The 17989-nt window shown below is 69.7% G+C and carries 14 protein-coding genes; 10 read left to right on the forward strand and 4 right to left on the reverse strand.

Features of this window, described 5'->3' with window-relative positions:
- The first annotated feature begins 22 nt into the window (after window positions 1-22).
- Window positions 23-853, forward strand: a complete 831-nt coding sequence (locus AMYHA_RS09310) for a hypothetical protein (protein ID WP_034270059.1) — start codon at window positions 23-25, stop codon at window positions 851-853.
- On the opposite strand, the gene AMYHA_RS09315 is transcribed toward AMYHA_RS09310, so the two are convergent.
- Window positions 831-1616 (reverse strand): site-2 protease family protein, encoded by a 786-nt coding sequence (locus AMYHA_RS09315; RefSeq protein WP_034276510.1) that lies wholly within the window; start codon window positions 1614-1616, stop codon window positions 831-833. The two genes, AMYHA_RS09310 and AMYHA_RS09315, sit on opposite strands and share 23 nt — an antisense overlap.
- A 355-nt stretch (window positions 1617-1971) precedes the next feature.
- Here AMYHA_RS09315 and AMYHA_RS09320 point away from each other — a divergent pair, with 355 nt between their 5' ends.
- Together AMYHA_RS09320 and AMYHA_RS09325 are read left to right on the forward strand one after the other, a co-directional pair.
- Window positions 1972-2208: a WhiB family transcriptional regulator gene (locus AMYHA_RS09320; RefSeq protein WP_169732988.1), complete on the forward strand. Its 237-nt coding sequence runs from the start codon at window positions 1972-1974 to the stop codon at window positions 2206-2208.
- Between the two features lie 24 nt (window positions 2209-2232).
- Complete coding sequence (locus tag AMYHA_RS09325; protein ID WP_034270065.1) at window positions 2233-5706, forward strand: glycosyltransferase family 2 protein; 3474 nt, start codon at window positions 2233-2235, stop codon at window positions 5704-5706.
- On the opposite strand, the gene AMYHA_RS09330 is transcribed toward AMYHA_RS09325, so the two are convergent.
- Complete coding sequence (locus AMYHA_RS09330) at window positions 5667-6134, reverse strand: metallopeptidase family protein (RefSeq protein ID WP_034270067.1); 468 nt, start codon at window positions 6132-6134, stop codon at window positions 5667-5669. The genes AMYHA_RS09325 and AMYHA_RS09330 overlap by 40 nt on opposite strands.
- Window positions 6135-6320: 186 nt before the next feature.
- Here AMYHA_RS09330 and AMYHA_RS09335 point away from each other — a divergent pair, with 186 nt between their 5' ends.
- The 6 genes from AMYHA_RS09335 to AMYHA_RS09360 all read left to right on the forward strand — a co-directional run bounded on the left by AMYHA_RS09335 (window position 6321) and on the right by AMYHA_RS09360 (window position 11933).
- The gene (locus AMYHA_RS09335) at window positions 6321-6692 is read left to right on the forward strand and encodes a DUF3499 domain-containing protein (RefSeq protein ID WP_034276512.1); all 372 of its coding nucleotides are present in this window, start codon (window positions 6321-6323) and stop codon (window positions 6690-6692) included.
- A 161-nt stretch (window positions 6693-6853) separates the two neighbouring features.
- A complete protein-coding gene (locus AMYHA_RS09340; protein WP_034270070.1) occupies window positions 6854-8218 on the forward strand; it encodes a phosphomannomutase/phosphoglucomutase in 1365 nt (454 codons plus the stop codon).
- Window positions 8219-8302: 84 nt separating this feature from the next.
- Window positions 8303-8524, forward strand: a complete 222-nt coding sequence (locus AMYHA_RS09345; protein ID WP_034270073.1) for a Trm112 family protein — start codon at window positions 8303-8305, stop codon at window positions 8522-8524.
- Window positions 8514-9605: an SIS domain-containing protein gene (locus tag AMYHA_RS09350; RefSeq protein ID WP_034270075.1), complete on the forward strand. Its 1092-nt coding sequence runs from the start codon at window positions 8514-8516 to the stop codon at window positions 9603-9605. The genes AMYHA_RS09345 and AMYHA_RS09350 overlap by 11 nt, the downstream gene beginning before the upstream one ends.
- Window positions 9606-9626: 21 nt before the next feature.
- Complete coding sequence (manA, locus tag AMYHA_RS09355) at window positions 9627-10862, forward strand: mannose-6-phosphate isomerase, class I (protein ID WP_034270077.1); 1236 nt, start codon at window positions 9627-9629, stop codon at window positions 10860-10862.
- A gap of 141 nt (window positions 10863-11003) precedes the next feature.
- On the forward strand, window positions 11004-11933 hold the full coding sequence (locus AMYHA_RS09360) for a cation diffusion facilitator family transporter (RefSeq protein ID WP_034270079.1): 930 nt from the start codon (window positions 11004-11006) through the stop codon (window positions 11931-11933).
- A gap of 137 nt (window positions 11934-12070) precedes the next feature.
- Here the strand turns inward: AMYHA_RS09360 and AMYHA_RS09365 are convergent, their stop codons facing one another.
- Window positions 12071-13696 carry a S8 family peptidase gene (locus AMYHA_RS09365; RefSeq protein ID WP_034270081.1) on the reverse strand — a complete coding sequence of 542 codons (1626 nt, stop codon included), beginning with the start codon at window positions 13694-13696 and terminating at the stop codon, window positions 12071-12073.
- Window positions 13697-14179: 483 nt separating this feature from the next.
- Complete coding sequence (locus tag AMYHA_RS09370; protein ID WP_051399709.1) at window positions 14180-16558, reverse strand: lipase family protein; 2379 nt, start codon at window positions 16556-16558, stop codon at window positions 14180-14182.
- 393 nt (window positions 16559-16951) lie between these two features.
- Here AMYHA_RS09370 and AMYHA_RS09375 point away from each other — a divergent pair, with 393 nt between their 5' ends.
- Window positions 16952-17977 carry a hypothetical protein gene (locus AMYHA_RS09375; protein WP_157361975.1) on the forward strand — a complete coding sequence of 342 codons (1026 nt, stop codon included), beginning with the start codon at window positions 16952-16954 and terminating at the stop codon, window positions 17975-17977.
- Window positions 17978-17989 lie beyond the last annotated feature (12 nt).

Raw genomic sequence — 17989 nt, forward strand, 5'->3', positions numbered from 1 at the left:
GCCTGAGTCGCAAGGAGGACCGATGGGCGAGGTCATCACCGATCGGCAGGTCGTCGCGGTGCTGCGGCCGTTCGTGCGGGCGACAGCGCCCGTGCTTGACGCGTTGCGGGAGGCCGATCCGCTCGGGCTGCGTGCCCGAGCGGCTGAGGCGGCGCGCAGGGGTGAACACCTCGCCGAGCTGGCCAACACTCCGCCTGGCCTGCGCAGGCGGCTGCTCAACGGGCTGAGCACCGTGAAAATCCCCGGCACGGGTGCATGGGAAACGATGAGCCCTGATCTGCGCACTCGCTGGTGGATCAACCGAGTCGGCAGGGTCACGGCGTTGCTGACCTCGGTGCCCGGCCTTGGTGGTGCGCTCGCGGACCGGCTGCCGGTGCAGGACGCTCTCGGTACCGCGTCGCAGGGCTTGTTGCTGTGCGCCATCGCGGGTGAGCGTGGCGTCTCCGGCCACGCCGATAGGGTGCGGCTGCTGGCGTGGGTGCTGTTTGAACGCGACATCGATCCCCGGATCGCCGCTGGCGATTACCCCGAGCACGACGCATCGGCCGAGGATGCCCGCACCGCGGAACTCACCGCCGAACTGGGGGAGAACGGCGAGAAACGGGGTGGCCGCCGGATCTCGTTGAAGGGCTTCGCCGTCACGCTGTGGCGGCTCGGCCGCTCGCTCTATGCCGTCACCGAGGAGATGGAGAAGCGCCCGCACGGCAGGTTCTGGCACCGGTGGCTCGGCATGCTGCCGGTGGTTGGCATGCTCGGCGACTACCTTGGCGAGCGGTCAGGGCTGCGCCGCGTCGCGAAGCGGGCGGACCAGTGGTTCATCCGATCGGGTCTTACCGCCAGAACTGGAGGATGAACAGCCCGGTGTAGGCGGCGTCGGGGTCGCCGCCACTGACCTCGAACAGCAGGCCCGAGATGCCGAAGAACACCGCTCGCACCGGCTCGAAGGCGATCAGCAGCGCGAACAGCGCCAGCGGCGCCCACGGCCGCGCCTTCATGCCGATCTCGCGGGCTTGTGGCGACAGATACGGCTCGAGCGCGCCGTAGCCATCGAGGCCTGGCACCGGCATGATGTTCAGCACGAACGCCACGATCTGCAGCAACGCGAGCAGTGAGAGCCCGAGCAGCAGCCCGGTTGGCATGGTCGGAATCAGCGCGATCGTCACGGTGAGCAGAATGCCGAGCACCAGGTTCGACAGCGGGCCCGCCAGCGACACCGCCGCCGCGACGCGACGCGAGCGCAGCGCCCAGTGGTTGATCCACACCGCGCCACCTGGCAGCGGGATGCCACCGATGGCGAGCAGCAGCAACGGCAGCACAAGGGAGAGCACCGGATCGGTATAGCGGCGCACGTCCATGGTCAGGTAGCCCTTGGCCGCGACCTCGATGTCACCGCCCCGATATGCCACGATCGCGTGACCGAACTCGTGCAGGGTCAGTGACAACGCCCAGCCGCCCAGCACGAGCAGCACGATGCCGAGTGTGGTCACCGGATGACGTTCGATTCCCGCTGCGCTGACCTCGGCCGGCGGGTAGAGTGTGGCGAGCACACCGCCTACCGCGGTGACCGCGAGGATTCCCAGGAAAATCGGGCTTGGCCGCACTGCTGATCGTTGCACGATCACAGTCTCGCGTACGTGGGTTCGGATGCCGCAGCCGAGGGGTCGGCAAAGGTCATCAATTCGAAATGTTGAGCCGTCGTCCGCTCGGCGTGTCAGCTTGCGCGTTCGCCGCTCAAGTATCCCCCAACCATGGGACATTGCTTGACCGGAGCGGATCACAAGGGTGTAATCACAGTGATGTCATTCGCTGCGGCTACGCTGGTGACGGCAGGGGGCAGCGGGTGGTGTTCGCCAACTTCAACTGCGTGGAAGCAAGGAGGCGGACGTGCGGAACGCGGACGTAGGCCATCACACGGGGGCGGTCATGAGCTGGGCCGAGAACATCGGATTCGATGACGGTGTTCTCGCGGAGATGTTCGACATCACCGAGGAGCAGGAGTGGCAGGAGCGCGCACTGTGCGCCCAGACCGATCCTGAAGCCTTCTTCCCTGAGAAGGGGGGATCAACTCGGGAAGCCAAGCGCATCTGCCAGGGCTGCGAGGTACGGTCAGAGTGCCTTGAGTATGCCCTGGCGCATGATGAACGCTTCGGAATCTGGGGCGGTTTGTCGGAGCGGGAACGCAGGAAGCTGAAGAAGCGCGCCGTGTAGCGGCGGGAAAGGGCGACACTGCCTATGCAGACCGCACCGGTGGTCGCGGTCGTGGTCTGCCACGACGGTGAAGCCTGGTTGCCAACGGTGCTCTCGGCGTTGCGCCGGAGCACGGTGCGGCCGCAATGCGTGGTCGCCGTCGATACCGGTTCCACCGATCGCACACCTGAACTGCTCGACTACGCCCTGAGCGGGCAGGATGCGATCGTCGACTCGATCCTGACGATGCGCGCCGATACCGGCTTCGCCGAGGCCGTCGCCGCAGGGGTGCAGCACGCGACCGTCAGCTTCGACGAGCGGCACACCTGGGTGTGGGTGCTGCACGACGACAGCGCGCCGGAACCGGACTGCCTCACCGACCTGCTGCACGCCGCCGACGCGGCGCCATCGGCTGGTGTCCTTGGTCCGCTTGCCGTTGACTGGCTGGACACCCGGCTGATCGCGGAGGCGGGGCTGTCCACCGACGCGTCGGGCCACCGGCACGACGGCATGGGAATCGACGCCGCTGAGTTGGCGGAGCAGAGCTCCGAGGTGTTGGCGATGCCCAGCGCTGGCGTGCTGATCAAGCGCACGCTGTGGGACCAGCTGGGCGGCTTCGACGAGGATTTCCCGCTGCTGCGGGAGGACATCGACTTCGGCTGGCGCGCCAACGTCGCCGGCGTGACGGTGCTGTGCGTGCCGCGCGCGAGGATCAGGCATGCGCGGGCGCTGCGCAGAGGGGAGCGCGGTGTCGGTGCGATCCCTGGTGCCGCGTCCGACCGGGCGAAGGCGCACGCCGCCGACCGGATCGGCGGCGTGCACACCCTGTTGGTGAACTGCTCGACGCCGTCGTTCCTTCTCGGTGTGCCCCGGCTGGTCGTGCTGTGCGTGCTGCGGGCGATCGGGTTCGTGCTGGCTCGAGACCTCGTGCGCGCACGGGCCGAGCTTGCCGCCGTTGGGTTCATGCTGCGCGGCGGGCAGTTGCTGCCAGGGCGGCGGCTTCGGGTTGAGGTGCGGCATCGCGCCGGCACGGGCGATGGGCGCACCGGCCGATACCGCCATCGCGCTGGCGTGCGCGGGCTGTTCGTGAGCAGGACGATGCGGCTGCGGTTCGCTGTCCGGAGCGCGGTGCGCTCCCTCATCCGGCGGCGGATCGCCAGTGAGGCCGCGCTGGGCAGGTTGCCCGAGTCAGCCACCACCCGCGCGACGTGGATACCGCCGGAGGAACTGCGGGCGGCCGCGTTCGCTGGCGGTGAGCCCAAGGACGTCGTCGCGGTGCCGCTGGCAGGGCCGCGACGGTCAACCGCATCGGCCCTCGTGCGTGGCGAGGCCGCTACCGCGGCCGGGAGCCGCGACGTCGCCGCTGCGGCCGGGAACGCTGAGGTCGCTCCCGCCGCCGATGGCGCCGAAGTCGCGGATACCACCGATGTCGAGCAGCCACAGCGGCCGAGGCCCGGCGATGACGCGCACGGCGGACTGGTGTTCGTCGAGGTCAACCGCGCAAGGGTGCTCGCGGCGACGTTATTCGCCCCGCCGCTGCTGCTCGTGCTTGGTCTCACCGGACTCGCGCTGCTGGTCAACGGGCACCGGCTCGGGCTCGATCTCGCCGGGGGACGCCTGCTACCGATCGGGGAGCTGAGCCAGGTCTGGTCGAGCTACCTCGCCGGCTGGCACCCGGAAGGCGGCGGGACATCGGCGCAGGCGCCACCCGCGCTCGCGATCGTCGGTGCGCTCGGCGCGCTGCTGTACCCGATCGGGGGAGCATCGGCGGCGGTCGCGCTTCTGCTGCTGCTCGACATTCCGCTCGCGGCGCTCAGCGGGTACGCGGCCAGCGGCAGGCTCGGCGTGCACCGGTGGGTGCGCGCCCTGCTCGCCACCGGCTACGCGTTGCTGCCGCCAGCCACCGCGGCTGTGGCGCAGGGCCGGATCGACGTCGTCGTCGTGCATATCCTGCTGCCGCTCGTGCTCGCTGGTATCGCGGCGGTGCTGCGGCCCCGTTCCGGCGGCCAGCGGTGGCTGTCGGTCGCCGTCGCCGTTTCGCTTGGACTCGCGGTGATCGGCTCGTTCTCACCGCTGACGCACGTGCTGGCGCTCGTCGTGCTGCTCGGCGGGTTCGTGTTCGTGTCGTCGTCAGTGCCGATCGGGCGGCGGCTGGCGGGCATCGCGCTCGTCGCGCTGCTGCCGATCGCGCTCACCCTGCCGTGGCCCGCGGCGCTGGTCACCAATCCCGCACTGGTGCTGCACGGCCTTGGCGCGCGAGTTCCCGGCATCGACGCCGACGTCGCGGAACTGCTGTCGCTCTATCCCGGTGGTGCTGGTGGGCTGCCGATCGGCGGCGTGCTCGTTGCCGCCGCGTTCGCCGCCGTCGTAGTGCGGCCGACGACGCGGGTGTTGCCCGGCGTCGGGCTGGTGCTGATCGGCGCGGCTGGCGTCGCGCTGGTCCGGCTGGTGCCGGTGGCCCCCGTCGCGGGTGGTGACGTCCGGCCGGGCTGGGCGGGCGCGCCGCTGCTGCTGGTCGCGGCTGGCTTGCTCGCCGTAGTGCTCGGCGTTGTCCGCAGGGATGCCCGCGACGGCGGCACCACCAGTGAGAACGACAGCGCCAGCAACGGCAACCGCCCGCTGCTGGCGCGGCGGTTCGCCGTCGGCGCTGGTGTCGCCGCTCTCGTCGTGTTCGCCGTCGCGGCCGTGACCACCGCCGAGGAAGGGCCACTCCGCGACGCCGAACCCGGCCGGTTGGCCGCACCGCTGGCAGCGGAACTGGCCGACAGCGGCCGGACGGTGCTTGTGCTGTACGGCGACGGGCAGCCCAGGATCTCGGGCGACGACATGCCCGCGTTCGGTGACGATTCCCTTGACCTGCCCGACGGCACTCCGGAACGGCTCGCGGGCTGGCAGCGGACGCTGCTCGGCGGCCAGAACGGCGGCGTCGACGAGGTGCGCGACGTGCTGGCGTCGGCCAGTGCGGCCGGGGTGCAGTTCGTGGTGCTGCCCGACGGCGTCACCCCGGACCAGTTGCTGGATGCTGGGGACGGTCTTGTGGCCGAGACGGTGCCGCTGGCCGATGGCAGGCAGGTGCTGCGACTGCTGCCAGCCAACGGTCCGGTCATGCTGATCGCGCCGTCACTGAGCAAGCTCGCCATCGGGGGCAAGGCCCCACCCGGCGACGTCGACGGCGAAGGCACCGCGGTGGTTGAGGCCGAGTTGCCTGACGTCCGGGTGCGGGTCTCCGACGGCCCGGCTGGCAGGCTCCTCGTGCTCGCCGCGAACCTGGAACCGGGCTGGGAGGCCAGCGTCAACGGAGAGCAGGTGCCGATCGTGCCCGCGTGGGGCCATCAGGTCGGCGTCGAAGTCCCCACCCGCGCCGCGGACGTCGTCGTCCGCAACCAGGCCACGATGCGCACCCTGCTGCTGTTGGTGCAGGTCGGTGCGCTGCTGTTCACCCTGCTGACCGCGATACCGTCACGCAGGCCGCGCACCCCTCACGGTCCGTCGATCACCTCGGGATCCACGCCGAGATAGGTCGCGACCTGCTCGATCAGCACTTCGTTGATGAGGTCAGCGAGGTCGGCAGGGTCCTTGGCCCGCGCCTCGAGCGGGCGCCGGTACAGCACGATGCGAGCCCGCGTCGGCACCCCGTTGCGGTCGACGCCGACCGGCACCAGCCGGGACAGCGGGACGGCGCCGTCGAGCAGCACGCCCTCGCCGAGGCCGCGCACGTCGGGGCGGCGGACGTCGGGCACCTCGTCGACGGCGACGTCGAGCATCGCGAGGTCGTCCGCCCAGCGTGACTCGATCGGTTCGAGCGCCTCGACCACGAGTGCGTCGAACTGCTCCGACCTGCTCGACGCCGCGGGCAGTGAGGACGGGAGCAACGGACCGCGCAAGCCGCGACCACGCCGGTCACGGCGACGCCGGTGCCGGGAACGGAAGCTGCGTGTCGTGCCCACACTCAGCAGGGTACGCGCGCGACGTCGCGATGCTGCCCCTCACCGGTCAGCCAGCGCCAGCATCGCCCAGTCGTCGCAATGTCCGATGATTCGGACCTGCAAGCAGTCCTCATTGGCGAGATCGACTCGTCCGCGACACGGTGTGCCTCCCCGTGACGCCGCCGCCGAAGCGCTATGGTCGGGGTCGTGTCGAGCGTACGGGTGTGTTCGCGAACCGGGTGCCTGTTGCCCGCCGTCGCCACGCTGACCTATGCCTACAGCGATTCGACGGCGGTCGTCGGCCCGCTCGCGACGGCATCGGAACCGCACTCCTACGACCTGTGCGAGGAGCATGCGGTGCGACTGACCGCGCCCAAGGGCTGGGAAGTGGTCCGGCACGAGGGAGAGTTCTCCTCACAGGAGCCATCGACCGATGAGCTCACGGCGCTGGCGGAGGCGGTCCGGGAAGCGGGACGCTCCGAGCGGGTGCCAGCGCACCAGCCGCCGCAGCCGGAGCAGCACACCGGCGGCGGCCGCAGGGGCCACCTGCGCGTTCTGCCCGATCCGGTCAACCGGTAACTTTCGTACTCAGCTGGTCCGGCGCCCCATCGACGTTTCGGTGGCACTGTGTAGGCTCTGCGCCACTGAGCTTTGCGCAAGCGTGAGAGCATGAGCCGGATCGCTCGGCCCGGCTGGTCCGGGCAGCCGCGTGATCCGCGAGCATCGATTCGGGAGATGGCGTGAGTGACCTGTCGGGGATCGTGAAGGCGTACGACATTCGAGGTGTCGTCGGGGAACAGCTAGACGAGGACCTTGTCGAGCGGTTCGGGGCCGCGTTCGCGCGGCTTGTCGTCGGTGAGGCGGCATCCGCCGTTGTCATCGGCCACGACATGCGCGACTCGTCGCCGGGCTTGGCCTCGGCGTTCGCGCGGGGGGTGACGTCGCAGGGCGTCGACGTCGTCTCCATCGGGCTCGCCAGCACCGACCAGCTGTACTTCGCCTCCGGCTCGCTGAACCTGCCCGGCGCGATGTTCACCGCGAGCCACAACCCCGCCAAGTACAACGGCATCAAGCTCTGCCGGGCGGGAGCGGCTCCTGTGGGGCAAGACTCCGGACTCGCCGAGATCAAGGAGTCCGTCGAGCAGGGCGTGCCGCCGTTCGAAGGCGCCCGCGGCGTGGTGACCGAGCGCGACGTCCTCGCCGACTACGCCGCCTACCTGAGGAAACTGGTCGACCTCTCGGCGAGCAGGCCGCTGAAGGTCGTCGTCGATGCCGGCAACGGCATGGGCGGGCACACCGTGCCACAGGTCTTCAGCGCCCCTGGCGGACTGCCGATCGACATCGTGCCGATGTACTTCGAACTTGACGGCAGCTTCCCGAACCACGAGGCCAACCCGCTCGACCCGGCCAACCTGGTCGACCTGCAGGCGAAGGTGCGTGAGCTCGGCGCCGACGCTGGCGTCGCGTTCGACGGCGACGCCGACCGCTGCTTCATCGTCGACGAGAACGGCGACCCGGTCGCGCCGAGCGCGATCACTGCGCTGGTCGCGGTGCGGGAGCTGGCGAAGGACCCTGGCGCGACGGTGATCCACAACCTGATCACCTCCAAGGCGGTGCCCGAGATCGTCGCCGAGCACGGGGGCAAACCGGTGCGCACCCGCGTCGGGCACTCGTTCATCAAGGCCAGCATGGCCGAGACGGACGCGATTTTCGGCGGTGAACACTCCGCGCACTACTACTTCCGCGACTTCTGGCGCGCCGACACCGGCATGCTTGCCGCGATGCACGTGCTCGCCGCGCTCGGCGAGCAGGACGGCCCGCTGTCCGAGCTCACCGCGAGTTATCGGCGTTACGCCGCTTCCGGGGAGATCAACTCCACGGTGGACGACCAGGTCGCACGGCAGCTCGCCGTCAAAGACGCCTTCGGGAACCGGCCCGGTGCTGTCGTCGACGAGCTGGACGGGCTGACTGTCGAACTGCCGGAGGGCTGGTTCAACCTGCGGCCGTCCAACACCGAACCGCTGTTGCGGCTCAACGTCGAGGCCCAAGACGAGGACGCGATGCGCGCCCTGACCGATGAAGTGCTGGCGATCGTTCGCGGGTGAAGCGCATCCTGGGACAATCAGAGGGATACCGGGCAGACACCGGATGGACACCACGGCAGCGACGCCGGGTGGTAGGGAGGAACTATGGCCGTCACTCTCGACGAGCAGTTGCTTGAGATTCTCGCGTGCCCGTCATCCGATCATGCGCCGCTGACAAAGGGCACCAAGGACGATCCCGACGCGGACGTGCTGACCTGCACCGAGTGCGGCCGCCAGTACCCCGTCAAGGACGGTATTCCCGTCCTGCTGCTCGACGAAGCGACCGAACCTACCCGTGAGCCCGGTTCCACGACCGATGGTGTTTGACGACTCGTTGCTCGACGACCCCGCGAGGTTGGCCGACGCCGACACCTCGGGTGTGCTGCGCGCTGCCGCGATGTCGGGCGCGCAGGTGCGCTCTGTTGTGGAGCGGGCGGCCGAGCTGGAGCTCGACGCCCGGCTCGACGTGGGCAGGGCCCGCTCCCTTGTGCTTGTCGGCCGGTCCGGCGTCGGCAGGGCGGTGATGCGGCTGCTCGCGGCGCTGCTCGGCCCGAGCTGTCCCAGTCCTGTCGTGCTTGCCGATGTGGTGCCAAGCTGGGTGGGCGCTCTCGACGTCGTGTACGCCCACACCGATGACCCCGGTGACGACGAGCTGGCCAGCTCGCTTGCGAGGGCTAGCCGCTACGGCGCTGCCGTGGTGTTGACGGCCCCGGAGGAGGGTCCCGTCGCGACAGCGGTCGCTGGCAGGGGCACGCTGCTCGCGCCCCGGGTCGTCGTCGGGCCGGACCGGATCTTCCCGACCGTGTTCACCGTTGGTCTGCGCACGCTGTCCGCGCTTGACCTGCTCGACGTCGACTTTGACGCGCTGGCGGATGAGCTGGATGCCGAGGCGGAGCGCGACCACCTGCAGCATGAGTCGTTCGTCAACCCGGCGAAGTCGCTCGCCCTCTCGCTCGCCGACCGCACTCCATTGCTGTGGGGGCTGGACCCGGTCGCGGGCGCGGTGGCCGAGCACGCGGCATACTTGCTCGCGGCGGAGGCGGCCGTCGTCGCCGATGCCACCGATTATCGGCACGCGTTCGCCAGGAGTGCGCTCTATCGCGAAGTCTCTTCGGGAAGTGGCGGACGCGACATTTTCGCTGACCCCGACGATCCCGATACGTTGGTCAACAGGCGTAGGCTGCTGCTGCTCTCGGTCCGGCAGGACGCCGCGGCCACCGCGACGCGCCGTGCCGCGACCGAGGTGTTCTCCTCCGCGGATGTCGTCGACATCGTGGATGAGATTGGTGCCGCCGAGCCGGTTGCTGCCGCCGTGCTCGCGTTGCGCTTCGAACTGGCCGCGGTGTACCTCGGCCTCGGGGCGGGCACGATCGGCGGTGCGAACCGGTTCACTCCGGTGCAGTCCTGAGCCCGGTCGAGGAGCGAAGACGTGGAGTTACTGCACAACGCGGTGCGGCCGTACGCGTGGGGGTCGCGGACGGCGATCGCGGAACTGCTGGGAAAGCCCGTGCCAGCACCGCATCCAGAGGCCGAGTTGTGGATGGGCGCCCACCCCGGCGATCCATCCCGCGTCTGCTGTTCTGGCGGCGATCTGCGCAGCCTGTGCGACGTCGTGTCCGAGGACCCGGAGGGTGCCCTTGGCGCATCGTGTGCGCGTCGCTGGGGCGGCAGGCTGCCGTTCCTGCTCAAGGTGCTTGCCGCCGAGGAACCGCTGTCCATGCAGGCCCACCCGACAGCGGCGCAGGCCGCTGAGGGGTATGCCCGCGAGGAGGCCGCTGGCATTCCGCGAGACGCGCCGGAGCGCAACTACCCCGACCCCACGGCCAAGCCGGAGCTGGTGTGCGCGCTGACCGAGTTCGAGGTGCTCGCGGGGTTCGCTGACGCCGCCCGCACGGTACGGCTACTGCGCGCCATCGAAACGCCTGAGCTGGCTGCTTTCACCGACCTGCTCGCTGGGCAGCCAGACACCGACGGGCTGCGCGCGCTGTTCACCACCTGGATCACGTTGCCGCAGCAGCGCATCGACGATTTGCTGCCCGACGTGCTCAAGTCGTGCGCCAGGCATGCCGAGGCGCGTGGTGAGTTCGCCGCCGAGTGCGCCACCGTCGTCCAGCTCGGCGATGAGCACCCGCACGACGCGGGGGTGCTGACCTCGTTGCTGCTCAACCGGATCGAGCTGGGCGCAGGGGAAGCGTTGTACCTGCCAGCAGGCAACCTCCACCTGTACTTGCGTGGCACGGCGGTGGAGATCCTGGCCAACTCCGACAACATACTGCGCGGCGGGCTGACGCCGAAGCACGTTGATGTCCCCGAGCTGCTGCGAGTAGTGGACTTCTCGCGCGGCAGCATGCCGGTGCTGCGCGGCGAGCCGGACGGCGACCCGAGGCTGCGGGTATATCGCACCGACGCGCAGGAATTCGAACTGTCTCGGGTGGAATGGCCCGAGGACGACAACGGCGAAGTCGAGCTGCCCGCCGGGCCACAGATCGTGCTGTGCACCAGGGGCGGCGCGGTGCTGCGCGAGTCGTCGACCGGCCGCGAGCTGTGGCTGTGCCGGGGTGAGTCGGCCTGGCTCGCCGCCCGTGACGGTGCGGTGTCCGTCCGGCCGACGATGTCGACTCAGCCTGCGCAGCTGTTCCGCGCCACTGCCGGACCCGGTGGGTGACGCTTTCGCCGCGCTGGGTGTGGTGACGCCGGGGCCGGCCCGCGGCGCCGTGGCTGCCGGAAACCGTGGTCCCGGCCCGCGTCGCGGTCACTGGTACTAAGCTGCCGCTGCGGAACAGCGAGCGGACTTGGGGAGTAGAGCGTGGCGGCTGACGGCAGTACCAAGGCGATCCTGGCGGCGTTGTTCGCCAACGCGGGCATCGCGGTTGCCAAATTCATCGGCGCCGGTATCACCGGGTCGTCGTCGATGATGGCCGAGGGGGTGCACTCGGTCGCCGACACGTCCAACCAAGGTCTGTTGCTGCTCGGGCAGAAGACGTCGCAGCGTCGCGCGACCAAGCAGCATCCGTTCGGCTACGGCAGGGACCGCTACTTCTATTCATTCATCGTGGCGCTGCTGCTGTTCACGCTCGGCTCGTTGTTCGCACTGTACGAGGGTGTGCACAAGGTCCTTGAACCGGAGGAGTTGTCGTCTCCGCTGGTCGCCATCGTGATCCTGCTGGTCGCGATCGGGCTGGAGATCTACAGCTTCCACACCGCCATCGTCGAGTCGCGCAAGGTCAAGGGCGACGCGACGTGGTGGCAGTTCATCCGCCAGGCCAAGGTGCCGGAGTTGCCGGTGGTGCTGCTCGAGGACGCCGGGGCGCTCATCGGGCTGGTGTTCGCACTGTTCGGCGTCAGCCTCACGGCGGTGACCGGCGACCCGATCTGGGACGGCATCGGCACCGTCATGATCGGTGTGCTGCTTGGCGTCATCGCGATCGTGCTGATCATCGAGATGAAGGGACTCCTGATCGGCGAGGGCTCATCGGACGATGAACTCGACCTGATCGTCGGGGAGCTGGAGCGGGGGCCCGTCCAGCGTGTGATCCACATCCGCACCCAGTACATCGGGCCGGAGGAACTGCTTGTCGCCGCGAAGGTCGCGCTGACGCGGGGTATGCCGCTGACCGAGGTCGCGAGCGCGATCGACGCAGCGGAGGAGCGCGTCCGCACCAAGATCCCCGCCGCGCGGCTGATCTACCTCGAACCGGACCTCGACCGCACCCCGGATACCGCACCCTCCCGCTAGCGGCGGGGGCGTAACGGGCGGTCGCTAGTGCCGTGAATGACGCTTTCCCGCATCGAGTGCGGGAAAGCGTCATTCACCGCGTCCACCGCAGCGACAGCGTTAGTCAGCGCGCTCCGCTCCGCATGGTGCTCAGCCGGTCACGGGGTGAGGGACCAGCTGTTGAGCGTGCCGCTGTCGCCGGAGAACACGTCCTTCACGCGCAGCTGCCACGTGCCGTCCGCGTCGTAGGCCGACAGGTCCTTGGTGTAGGTGGTCTTCACATCGCTCGACCAGTCCCAGTAGGACGACTGCTTGAGGTTGATCGCCTCACCACTCGGCGTGATCAGGTCGATCACCAGGTCACCACGCCACGTGTGGGAGATGTCGACGGCGATCTCGGCCGACGACGACGTGGCGCGGTCACAGCCGTCGATGGTGATCGCGCTGGTCACCGCAGTGCCGTTGTCCGGGATGGCGACACTGGTGTCGTTGGTCGTGGTCTCGCACGTACCGGGCTCCGGGTCCGGCGGCGGGGTGGTGTCGCCGTCACCGGTGTAGAGCAGCAGGTTCGGCGAACCGGTACCGGGGTTGGTGACCTTGTCCGGCGTCGCGGTGTTCACGATGGCGTCGTGCACGTCCCGCGGGTTCGCCGTCGGGTTGGCAGCCAGGTACAGCGCCGCGGCCCCCGCGACGTGCGGTGATGCCATCGACGTGCCGGACTTGGTGCTGGTGTCGCTGTCCGAGCCGATCCCCGCCGACGTGATCTCGTCGCCGGGAGCGAAGAGGTCGAGGCAGGACCCGTAGTTGCTGCCCTGGCCGCGGGGCCAGTCGGTCGGCCGCTCGTCGGACGACTTGGTCGCGCCGACCGTGATCGCCTCGGGCACCCGTGCCGGTGAGTAGCCGCACGCGTCTTCGTTGGAGTTGCCCGCGGCCACGGCGTAGGTGATGCCGGACTCGATGGAGTTGCGCACCGCGTTGTCGATAGCGGTCGTCGCGCTGCCGCCGAGGCTCATGTTCGCCACCGAGGGGCCGCTGGCGTTCTCGGTCACCCAATCGATGCCCGCGATGATGCCCGAGTTCGTGCCGTAGCCGTCACAGCCGAGCACCTTCACGGCGATGAGATCGACCTCCTTGGCGACACCGTGCGCCGCTCCGCCGACGGTGCCAGCCACATGCGTGCCGTGCCCCTGGCAGTCGGTGTCGGTGCCGTCGCCGGTGGTGTTGACGCCCCATGTCGCACGGCCCTCGAAATCGTCGTGCGTGGTGCGGATTCCGGTGTCGAGGACGTAGACGTCCACATCGGATGCGCTGGTCGAGTAGCTGTAGACGTCGTCAAGCGGCAGGTCGCGCTGGTCGATCCGGTCTAGACCCCACGACGGCGGGTTGGTCTGGTCGGTAGCCTCACTGGTCACGCGGACCGTGCCGTCCTGTTCGACGTAGGCGACGGCCGGATCCGCCGCGACCCGCTCGGCCTCCTTGTCGGACATCGTCGCGGCATAGCCGCGTATCGCGGTGTCGTATTCGTGCGTGACGTCCGCGCCGTAGGTGGTCTCGTGGGACCGCGCCGTGGTCTCGACGGCACTCGCCGAGACTCTGTCTTTGAAGACGACGATGTAGCTGCCCTCGATCGCCTGCTCGCTGTTGGCACCGAGAATGGTCGCCTCGTGATCGTCGTTCTCGGCACCAGCCGTGGCCTGGCCAGCCAGTGCGACCACAGCGGCGATCGCTGTGGTCGCTCCTGCTCTGGCCCAGGCTCTGCGCCGTATGAATGGCGTTGTGTTCACCTGCGTTGCCTCCTAGGCAGGGTTAGCGCACACCGGGATTCGCCGGGTGCGCGCTTCTAGGGGTTGGATTCGGCGTCCTCGCGAACGCCGGCCATGACGCTAAGACGGCGATAGCCAGCGAAAACAGGTCCAAATAAGACAGACGATCGATGTCTGGACGAACAGTGCACCGCCCGCTAGTCGGCGGTGGCCGCCTCGCACATGCCGTAGCGATAGCAGGGCTGAGCTGCGACAACGCGCGAATGGTCTGGCCAGACGTCACGCAGCCTCGTTGTGGATGTCGTGGCGTTCGCAACGAGCGCTTGCTTGGGCACACTGCGAGCGGGAGTTACCCTGATCAGTCCCATGTCGTTGGTGCTTATAGGGCTTGTGATCGGCGGAAGGGCCAATGCGGATGGGCCATTTTCGTGACGACACGTTCTGGGGTCAGGCGCTGCCGCGGTGATGACGCTTCTCCCGCGCCGGGCGCGGCGACAGCGTCGCTTAACGCGCGCTGCCGCCGTTCGGCCGGGACATGTCCGGGAACAGCGAGGGCTGCTCTTGGGCTGGGCGCACCGCGGCGCCGGGGACCTCGAGACCGGCGGCCATGGCTACCGCGCGGTCCCACTCCGGATCGACGAGGTAGTCGTTGTGCCGTAGTACGCCCGCGGCCCAGCGGCGGCACTCCTCGGCGCGCGGCACCGGGTCGGCCAGCCAGTGATCCCCGCCGAGCACCAGGCTGTTCGACTTACCCCGCACCGCGGCTGGCAGCGGGCCGATGGTGCCGTCGCTGAGGTAGCCGATGCCGAGCAGCTTGCCGCCGACGACCTGGTGCCGCCAGGTGGTGACACCGCCGCCGAACGAGTCGGTGCCCCGGCACAGCCCGCGCCAGCGGCCGTCGAGCGAGCCATAGAGCGTGCTCAGCGTCGTCGGGGACAGCAGCGAGGGAAACGCCCGCTGGTAGCCCCACTGCGCCGGGGTGCCCGCCGTGATCAGCCCGACGCGCTCGCGCTCCTGGTCGTTGAGGTCGGTCGCCAGCCGCGCCGCGGCGATCATCGCGAGCAGCCCGCCGTGGCTGTATCCGGACAGCACCACCCTGGTGTCCGGCTCCCGCAGGTGGTACCTGACCCGCTCCACCAGGTCGGGCACCACCTTCACCGCGTACGACGGCGGCACGATGGGATGCGCCCGCCTCGGCCAGAAGAACACCAGGTCAGCAAGCGCACCGAGGTGCCTGCGGCGTTGCGGATAACGCGCCGCCGCGTAGACCGTGCGCATGAGCCCGGCCGCGAGCAGACCGAGGGCGAGTACACCCAGCCCGGCGAACGGCTCCAGCCACACCGGCAACGGCCGGTCGGTCAGCCGCAGCGCCACGAGCGGTACTGCTCCCGCGCCGAGCGCCAGCGCCATCGCGGCGACCAGCCGGTGGAGGTGCTTACGCTCGATGATCGCGGTGGCCCAAGCATCGGCGGCCGTGCGCTGCTCCTGTGGGTCGCTCTGTAGGAGGTGCAGGATCCGAGGGATGCCCTGTAGCCGCCTGCGCAGCGGGATCGCTACCAGATAGGTGGCGGCCCACAGCAGCGCCGCGATCACCGTGCCCGCGCCCCACAGCACGGTCAGCGAGGTGTAGCTCGGCGGTAGTACCAGTTCCCGCCCGCCAAGCACCTGTCGCACCGTGATCGCGAAGCCCGCACCGAAACCCGCGCCGAGTAGGCAGGCGAGTAGCACCGTCGGCGCGGCGACCCAGCCGCCGAGCCACGGCCGCAGCCGGTGCGGCAGCGTGCGCCACTGGCGTCGCGCCAGCAATGCCAGCAGCGCGAGCACCAGCGCGAATGCCGCCGTCGTGGTGAGCACCAGCACCAGCAGTCCCTCGGCCATCTCGTCGACGCCAGGCAGCGCGGCGCCCGGCGTGCCGCCGCCAGCGCCCGGCGTCAACGGCGAGCCGGCCAGCGCGGCCACCACGACCAGCGCGACGGCGATGGTGAGCAACCCGGCCACGAGCACCGGCGGCAGCAGTCGGCGCAGCCAGTCGGCGATGTCGTCGAGTAGCACGATGGCCACCACCGTCAGCCCGAGGAACGCGAGTGCGACGAGCCAGACGACGCGGGCAGCGGTGCCGTCCGGGGGCGTGACTACCCCGCCGAGCGGCAGCAGCGCGACGCAGGCCAGCGCGGCCATGGTGTGCAGTCCACGCAGCACGCCTGCGTTGCGGTGTGGGTAGAGCGAGTGGCCTGGAACGGCGTCCGGCGAGGGCCGGGACATCGTCGTCATCACCGGGATTCCGGTGCGCTGCCAACTGCCAGCCGACACCCGGTACAGCACCGCGATCACCAGCAGCGGCGGCACCATCCCGATCAGCGTGCGGACCACATCGTTCTCACGGATCACGCCGGGCACGGTGGCGAGGCAGCCGGTGTCAGGGGCGAGGCACTGCGCGGCGAGCAGGTCGAGGCTGATCACACCGGCCTGGGTGACGAACAGCGCGGTCAGCAGCAGTCCGAGCACCCGCAGCATCGCTTGGCTCAGCGTCACGAGCGCGCGCGTGACGCGGCTGCCCTCCGGGGCAGGCGGAAGCATGCCGTGGGCGACGTTGGCCAGCGAGAACGGAAACAGCAGCGCCCATGCCGCCTTGGTCGCTCCGCCCGATGTCATCTTGTGCCACAGGTAGCCCTCAACGGTGCGGGGGATCGCGCGTCCGAGCGCGTGCAGCACCGGCCCCGCGACCGGCCTGCGCAGCCGATCGGCTGACCGGACGATCTCGCCGGTCTCGTCACCAGCGACGGTCACCGCGGCGACCGAGTCCAGGAGTTGTTCACCGTCTACGCCGACGAGTCCTGGCACTCGCAGTTCGATCACGCGGGCGTCAGGGCCGGGCAGTGACATTCACGACCTCGCATACGACGACGGCACCGTCACAAGACAGGACACAGCTCCCTCCGCTGCTGGCTTGGTGACCGAATCATCTCACTGAGCCCCACGATTCGGCCGGATTACAGAGGCTTGGCACGGTAATCTCCGCAGCTCGGCGACACGCGCAGGAAACGCCAGCCGAACGCGGAAAACACGCGGACGGGGAACTCCCGGCCAACGAACGCAGGGCCTCGATTGTCCGGTTCGGGACGTCTGGCAGAGTTCATCACTCCATAGAGTGATGCGTTCCCGCCGGCGGCGCCAGGGCCGCGCGCGGTGCGGACGTCGACGTCGTCGCACCGCCTGAGGACGAGGTCGGTACTGTCCAGATGCCAGGCTGATCACGGACGGAGGAGGAACGCAGCGGTGATGCGACGGGCGGGGGTGCTGCTCGCCAGCGTGCTGCTGGCGCTGCTGACCGGCTGCGAACCAGGGGACGGTGACACCGCGGCGGCTCCCACCAGTACGGTGCCGGACCTTGCGGCGCACACGAGTGTCCTTGAGCTGGTCAGGGCCGCGGACGAGGCGGTGAAGCAGCGCGGCACGGCGTTGTTCCAGCTCACCGGCGGCACGCCGAACCAGCAGGGCGGCCAGCCGACGCAGCAGGGCGCTACGCCGAACCAGCAGGGCGGGCAGCCCCAGCAGGGCGGCCAGCTCCAGGGCGGTCAGCCGACGCGGCAGGGCAGCGCGTCAGCGCAGCCCCGGCAAGGAGCCGCGCCAGCCGGGCGCGACGCGGGGCCCGCACGGAAACCCCTTGGCGCTGGGCGGTTGGCCTACCGCGAGCAGGGCGTTGACGTGTTGGTCCGCACCGTGCGGCGGAAGCAGAACATCGAGTACCGCGTCGTCGGCGACGCGCTGTTCGCGCAGCCGACCGGCAGGCTGATGTCCATCGCACGGGGTATGCCCTGGATCAAGGTGCCTGCGACATCGGCCAACCCACTGTCGCGGATCCTCGATCCCGCGATGGTGCAAGCGCCGAGCACGGTCGACCCGACGCGGACGTTCGACCTCCTCGTCGCGGCGGGCACCATCGCGGACAGCGAGCGGACGAGGCTGGGCGATGCCGAGGTCACCCGATACGACATCGACCTCGACATCGCTCGGCTCGCCGAGCACGTCGGGCTCAGCACGCCAGGGCAGTCACGGCAGCCGCTGGTGACGGCGCTGCAGGCGCTCGCTGACCAGGGCACGACGACCGCGACGGTCACCGTGATGCTGGATCGTCACGACCTGCCGCGCCGCATCCAGTTGGTCAACCTATCGGCGCTGCCTAGGCGCGGTCCTGACGCAGGGCCAACGCTGCCGATGATCACCGTGAACTACCGTAACTGGGGCAAACCGCCCGTCGTGGCGCCGCCACCAGCTGGCACGGTGGCCACCGTGCCAGGCTGATCCCGCCGCGTC

The organism is Haloechinothrix halophila YIM 93223, assembly GCF_000504245.1.
Taxonomy (GTDB): Bacteria; Actinomycetota; Actinomycetes; order Mycobacteriales; family Pseudonocardiaceae; genus Haloechinothrix_A; species Haloechinothrix_A halophila.

Coding starts and splice junctions, on each gene's coding strand:
- AMYHA_RS09310 (WP_034270059.1), top strand. CDS start 23: ATGGGCGAGGTCATCACCGATCGGCAGGTCGTCGCGGTGCTGCGGCCG.
- AMYHA_RS09320 (WP_169732988.1), top strand. CDS start 1,972: ATGTTCGACATCACCGAGGAGCAGGAGTGGCAGGAGCGCGCACTGTGC.
- AMYHA_RS09325 (WP_034270065.1), top strand. CDS start 2,233: ATGCAGACCGCACCGGTGGTCGCGGTCGTGGTCTGCCACGACGGTGAA.
- AMYHA_RS09345 (WP_034270073.1), top strand. CDS start 8,303: ATGGCCGTCACTCTCGACGAGCAGTTGCTTGAGATTCTCGCGTGCCCG.
- AMYHA_RS09350 (WP_034270075.1), top strand. CDS start 8,514: ATGGTGTTTGACGACTCGTTGCTCGACGACCCCGCGAGGTTGGCCGAC.
- AMYHA_RS09370 (WP_051399709.1), bottom strand. CDS start 16,558: ATGTCACTGCCCGGCCCTGACGCCCGCGTGATCGAACTGCGAGTGCCA.